Origin of the sequence: Bradyrhizobium sp. (genome assembly GCF_049798375.1) — a bacterium.
In the GTDB taxonomy this organism is placed as follows: Bacteria; Pseudomonadota; Alphaproteobacteria; order Rhizobiales; family Xanthobacteraceae; genus Bradyrhizobium.
Genome location: NZ_JBARGP010000468.1, coordinates 1 through 4,449, shown reverse-complemented (window position 1 = coordinate 4,449; position 4,449 = coordinate 1). Strand labels below are relative to the sequence as shown.

The following is a 4,449-nucleotide window of genomic DNA, read 5'->3' as shown; positions in this document are numbered from 1 at the left end:
GTCGAGGACGACGAGGTGCTGCTGACGTTCCAGATCATCGGCACGCCCTCGAACGCCGCCGTGCAGAAGTACCTCAACGGCAAGAAGGTGCCGCAGCTGTTTGCCGCCACCGGCGCCACCAAATTCACCGACCCGAAGAATTTCCCGTGGACGATGGGATATAACCCCAACTACTTCACCGAGGGTCGCATCTACGGCCAGTATATCCTGAAGGAGCATCCGAACGCCAAGATCGGCGTGCTCTATCAGAACGACGATCTCGGCAAGGACTACCTGAACGGCATCAAGGCCGGTCTCGGCGGCAAGGCCGCGACCATGATCGTCGCGGAGGCGTCCTACGAGGTTTCCGATCCGACCATCGATTCGCAGATCCTGAAGCTGAAGGCCGCGGGCGCCGATCTGCTGTTCTCCGCCTCGACGCCGAAGCAGGCGGCGCAGGCGATCAAGAAGGTCAACGAGCTCGACTGGCACCCGGTGCATATCGTCGACATCAACGCGACCTCGGTCGGCGCGGTGCTGAAGCCGGCGGGGCTCGAGGCCTCCAAGGGCCTCATTTCGGTCAACTACGGCAAGGACCCGCTCGACCCACAGTGGAAGGACGATGCCGGCCTGAAGCGCTATTTCGACTTCATGGCGAAGTATTATCCGGACGGTGACAAGAACTCGAACTTCAACACCTACGGCTATTCGACCGCGCAGCTGCTGGTCACGGTGCTGCAGATGTGCGGCGACAACCTGACGCATGAGAACGTGATGAAGCAGGCCGCGTCGCTGAAGGACGTCACCGGCGACTTCTCGCTGCCGGGCATGAAGATCAACACCTCGCCGACCGACTATCGCGTCAACAAGCAGCTGCAGATGATGAAGTTCAACGGCGAGCGCTGGGAGCTGTTCGGCCCGATCCTGGAAGACGCCGGTCCGGCGGGTTAGTCGGCCGATGTCGTTCCGGGGCGGCTCGTAGAGCCGGACCCGAAGCTTAAGATTCCCAGTGCGCAATAGCGCCCCGGAATGACGAACTCATAACTAGCGGGGCCGCTTCACGCGGCCCCGCTTTGCGTTGGGCGGCTACGCCCTCACGCATCCCTGCTGCCGTGCAGCGTTGCTTGCCCGAGCCCTTGCTTCACTCGCTCTGTCCAGCGATGGCGATCGATCCGATCATACGACAATGACCATCGGCGCAGCATGCACACAGGAGGAAGGATCCCATGAGGAAGGCGATCCCGGCCCGCAGCGCATCTCGACTTCATGGACAAATATTATCCCGACGGCGACAAGATGAGCACCATCAACACCTACGGCTTCTCGACGGCCGAGCTTTTGGTGCAGATCCTGCGTCAATGCGGCGATGACCTCTCGCGCGAGAACATCATGCAGGCGACCAACATCAAGGGCTTCGTGCCGAGCCTCGCGCTGCCGGGCATGTCGATCACGACCTCGCCGACCGACTTCCGCATCAACAAGCAGATGCAGATGATGAAGTTCGACGGCGAACGCTGGCAGCCGTTCGGCCCGATCGTCGAGGATACGGGGGTCGCAGGCTGATGCCGCTTCATACCGCGTGATGCGAAGCCGCTGTCGCCGCGGATACAAATGCGCTCCCTCCCCCCTTGTGGGGGAGGGTAGCCACGGGCGCCGCCGCCGGAATTACCCCCCTCCCTAGCCCTGCCCCACAAGGGGGGAGGGAACATACCGTTCGCGCGGCGATCACTGTGCAGGCGGCAAGCACTGTCCGACCCAGATCAATAAGGAATCTACGACGCCGGCACCTCGCCGAAATTCTCGCCGATCGGCAGCACGGCGTGGCGGATCAGGCGGGAATCCTCTACCGCGGCCTGACGGTGCTTGACCGCCTCGCGGTAGACGGGATCGCGGATCATCTCGACGAAGGCGGCGACGCTGGGATATTCGGCGATGAAGCAGTGGTCCCAACGCTCCTCTTGCGGACCGATCAGCATCAGTTCGAACCGGCCCTGCCAGACGATACGGCCGCCGAGCCTTTTGAACACCGGGCCGCTCACGCGACCATACGCCGCATAGGCCTCCGCGCCGCTCGCGTTCCGGCCATCGGGATAGGCGGCCTGTTTGCGCAGGCGCACCAAATTGAGCATGTGGATCGGGCCTTCGCGATCATTGGCGCGAAACGCCGCGAAAACCTCCTTGGTCGGATCGATATGGCCCATGCGTGTCTCCGTTTTACTTCCGCTTAACCATAACCGCGCGTTGACGCCGTGACAGCGCTCATCTCGCGTTAATTTCCCCTCAACTGAGCCTTAAACTCCGGCAGTTAGCGTGGCTGCCAAGGGGATCGCGGGTTCGAGTGTGAATGGCGTGGGGACGGAAACAAGGCGGCGGACGCAAGGAGCCGCGCTTCGGCCTCGCGGCAGCCATGGCGGATTTGCGCCTCGACCCCAAGGACCGGATTCCTGTCGCGGACGACAAGGCGCCGAAAAAAGCGATGCCTAAACGCAAGCCTGTGATCGACGAGGATGAGGACGACGCGCCGCCGCCGCGCGAGATGAAGCCGCGCCAGCCCAAGAAGGCCAAGCCGGCGAGGAGATCGCGGATCGGCCTCTCGATCGGACGCATGGCCTATTGGGCGCTGGTCTGCGGCATCTGGGGCGTGATCGCGCTGGTCGGCGTAGTGGTCTGGGCCGGTGCGCATCTGCCGCCCATCCAGTCGCTCGAAATTCCCAAACGGCCGCCGACCATCGAGATCACAGGTGTCGACGGCAGCATGCTGGCGCAGCGCGGCGAGATGGCCGGCGCCAATATCGCGTTGAAGGACCTGCCGCTCTATCTGCCGAAGGCGTTCGTCGCGATCGAGGACCGTCGCTTCTACAGTCATTTCGGCATCGACCCGATCGGAATCGCCCGGGCACTGGTCACCAACATCCTGCATCACGGCGTGTCGCAGGGCGGCTCGACCTTGACGCAACAGCTCGCCAAGAACCTGTTCCTGACCCAGGAGCGCACGCTGGCGCGCAAGCTGCAGGAAGCCGAGCTCGCGCTGTGGCTGGAGCGCAAATATTCCAAGCGCGAGATTCTCGAACTGTATCTGAACCGGGTCTATTTCGGCTCCGGTGCCTACGGCGTCGAAGCCGCCGCCCAACGCTATTTCGGCAAGTCGGCGCGGCATGTCACGCTGGGCGAAGCCGCGATGCTGGCAGGCCTCGTCAAGTCGCCGTCCCGGCTGGCGCCGAACCGCAATCCCGAAGGCGCCGAGAAGCGCATGCAGACCGTGCTGGCGGCCATGGCCGACGCCAAATTCATCACCGACGCGCAGGCGCAGGCGCAGATCGCCCATCCCGCGGTCACCATGAAGCCGGCCGGCGCCGGCACCATCAACTACGTCGCCGACTGGATCGGCGAGGTGCTCGATGACCTGGTCGGCCAGATCGACCAGTCGATTGTGGTCGAGACCACGATCGATCCGAAGCTGCAGGCGATCGCCGAGTCCGCCGTGATCGACGAGCTCGCCGCCAAGAGCGTGAAGTTCAATGTCAGCCAGGGTGCGCTGGTGGCGATGACGCCCGACGGCGCCGTCCGCGCCATGGTCGGCGGCAGAAATTACTCCGAGAGCCAGTATAACCGCGCCGTCACCGCCAAGCGGCAGCCGGGCTCGTCGTTCAAGCCGTTCGTCTATCTAACCGCAATCGAGCAGGGCCTGACGCCGGACACCGTGCGCCTGGACGGGCCGCTCGACCTGAAAGGTTGGAAGCCGGAGAATTATAGCCGCGACTATGCCGGCCCGGTGACGCTGACAACCGCGCTGGCTCACTCGCTGAACACGGTCGCGGTACGTGTCGGGCTCGAGGTCGGGCCGAAGAACGTGGTGCGCACCGCGCACCGGCTCGGCATCGCCTCCAAGCTCGATCCGAATCCGTCGATCGCGCTCGGCACCTCGGAGGTGTCGATGCTCGAGCTGGTCGGCGCCTATGTGCCGTTCGCCAATGGCGGCGTCGGCGTCTCGCCGCATGTGGTGACGCGGATCAAGACGCTCGACGGCAAGCTGCTCTATCTGCGCCAACCGGACCAGGCGGCCCAAGTGATCGAGCCGCAGAACGTGGCGATGATGAACCAGATGATGCAGGAGACGCTGATCTCCGGCACCGCCAAGAAGGCCGAAATTCCGGGCTGGGTCGCAGCCGGCAAGACCGGCACCAGCCAGGATTTCCGCGACGCCTGGTTCATCGGCTATACCGCCCATCTGGTCACCGGGGTCTGGCTCGGCAATGACGACAACTCGCCGACCAAGAAGGCGACCGGCGGCGGCCTGCCGGTCGAGGTCTGGACGCGCTTCATGCGCGCGGCGCATCAGGGCGTTCCGGTGGCGGCACTGCCAAATTCGCAAGGCGCAGGGCTCGCGCCCACCTTGGCGCAGATCACCGCCCAGATCACCGCGCCATCGCCCCCTGCTCCGGCGGCGGCGAACTACGCGAGCGGCGGCTA

The 4,449-nt window shown here is 64.2% G+C and carries 3 protein-coding genes and 1 pseudogene; 3 read left to right on the top strand and 1 reads right to left on the bottom strand.

The window, feature by feature from the left end:
* Both WA702_RS19375 and WA702_RS19370 read left to right on the top strand, forming a co-directional pair.
* On the top strand, positions 1 to 930 hold a 930-nt coding region (locus WA702_RS19375), incomplete at its 5' end, for an ABC transporter substrate-binding protein (protein ID WP_425112151.1).
* A 300-nt stretch (positions 931 to 1,230) separates the two neighbouring features.
* Positions 1,231 to 1,542 (top strand): annotated as a pseudogene (locus WA702_RS19370) (ABC transporter substrate-binding protein); the annotation flags it as partial.
* Between the two features lie 209 nt (positions 1,543 to 1,751).
* Here the strand turns inward: WA702_RS19370 and WA702_RS19365 are convergent.
* The gene (locus WA702_RS19365) at positions 1,752 to 2,180 is read right to left on the bottom strand and encodes a DUF1330 domain-containing protein (protein ID WP_425112150.1); all 429 of its coding nucleotides are present in this window, start codon (positions 2,178 to 2,180) and stop codon (positions 1,752 to 1,754) included.
* Positions 2,181 to 2,323: 143 nt separating this feature from the next.
* On the opposite strand from WA702_RS19365, the gene WA702_RS19360 reads away from it, so the two are divergent.
* Positions 2,324 to 4,449, top strand: a 2,126-nt coding sequence (locus WA702_RS19360; protein ID WP_425112149.1) for a transglycosylase domain-containing protein, incomplete at its 3' end; no start/stop codon positions are given.